The sequence below is a fragment of the Pseudoroseomonas cervicalis ATCC 49957 genome (assembly GCF_000164635.1).
Classification (GTDB): domain Bacteria; phylum Pseudomonadota; class Alphaproteobacteria; order Acetobacterales; family Acetobacteraceae; genus Pseudoroseomonas; species Pseudoroseomonas cervicalis.
Window position 1 is genome coordinate 1 of record NZ_GG771009.1, and the last position, 1,452, is coordinate 1,452.

Annotated in this window: 1 protein-coding gene and 1 pseudogene; both read right to left on the reverse strand. The window is 75.6% G+C overall.

The genetic code is table 11. From position 1 onward, the window contains the following. Positions 1-644, reverse strand: a pseudogene (locus HMPREF0731_RS21265) (hypothetical protein); the annotation flags it as partial. Further along, positions 644-1,452, reverse strand: an 809-nt coding sequence (locus HMPREF0731_RS21270) for a TolC family protein (RefSeq protein ID WP_040614331.1), incomplete at its 5' end; no start/stop codon positions are given. The gene HMPREF0731_RS21270 and the pseudogene HMPREF0731_RS21265, both read right to left, overlap by 1 nt.

Here is a 1,452-nt window from a genome sequence, read left to right on the forward strand (position 1 = left end):
TGGCGCGGCAGCGCCGCGATCTCGGCCTCCGCCAGGCCCAAGGCCAGCAGCCGCTGCCGCGCCAGATCCAGCTTGATGCGGGCATCCTCGGCCGTGGCGCGGGCCTGCAGGAAATCCTGCTCGGCCGAGACGCGCTGGCGCCAGAGCCGGCTCTCCCGCGCCAGCAGGGTCTCGGCCAGGGCGGCGGTGCGGCCAGCGGCCAGGAACTCGCCCTTCGCGTCGGCGACCTCGCGGCTTTCCAGCACGGCCAGCACCTCGCCCTGGGCGACCTCGTCGCCCAGGCTGCGCCGCACCTCGGCGACGACGCCGCCCAGGCGCGGCGTCACCCTCGCCTGGCGGTCCTGGCTGGCGCCCAGCACGGCGGGCACCGTGGCGTGCCGCAGCAACTGGCCACCGCCGACCGCGGCGACGACGATACCCGAGGCCTCGACCTGCTCCCCGGTCATGGCGATATGGCCTTCCTCGCCATGGCTTTCCCTGCCCTCAGCTTGGCTGTCGGGCTTCGCCGCGGCGGCGGGCTCGGCGGCGGCGGCGGGGACCTGCAGCCCCATCAGCAGCCGCGCCTGCTCCGGGACGGCGGAAAAGGTGATGGCGAAGGCCAGCCCGCCGATGGCAGCACTGGCGAGAAGGGTTGCGCGGCGCATCAGCGGCGGGCTCCGGAGGGTTGTTCGCCGCGCAGCCGCTCCAGCGCGGCGCGGCGGGTGTGGAATTCCTGGGTGGTCTCGACCAGCTGCGCCTGGGTGTCGGACAGCGCCTTCTGGGCGTCGAGCACCTCGAGGAAGGAGAACTTGCCCTCGCCGAACCCGGCCGAGGCGGCGCGCGCCGCCCGCTCGGCCGCCGGCAGCGCGTCGCGCCGCAGGCTCTGCGCGGCCCGCCAGGCGAGTGCCAGCCGGCGCTCGGTGGCCAGCAGTTCGGCGACCAGCGCGGCGCGCCCGCGCTGCGCCTCGGTCTCTGCGCGCAGCAGTTCGGCATTCGCCCGGGCGATGCCGCCCTGGTTGCGGTCGGAGAAGGGCAGCGGAATGCTGACGCCGGCGACGAAGCTCGTCTCACCCGTGTCGCGCGAATGCCGGACATCGCCGTTCAGCGTGACATCGGGCACGCCAGCCGAGCGCTGCAACGTGACGTTGGCGCGCTGCTGGGCGATGGCGGCCTCGAAGCGGGCCAGGTCCGGGTTGGCCGCCAGCCTCTGCAACGGATCGGCCGGAACAGGCGCCGGAACGGCCGGGCCGATGTCGTCGAACCAGGGCTGGCGCGCGGCCAGCTGCACCGCCGGCACGCCGATCAGCACCGCGAGCTCGCCGCGGGCGATCTCCGCCTCGCGTTCGGCCCGCTCCATGGCGATCTCGGCGGTGGCGCGGGTCACCTCGGCGCGCTCGGCCTGCAGCAGCGGGTCGCGCCCGGCATCGACCCGCAGCCGGGCGGCGCGCAGGGTCTCGCCCGCCAGGCGCAGCC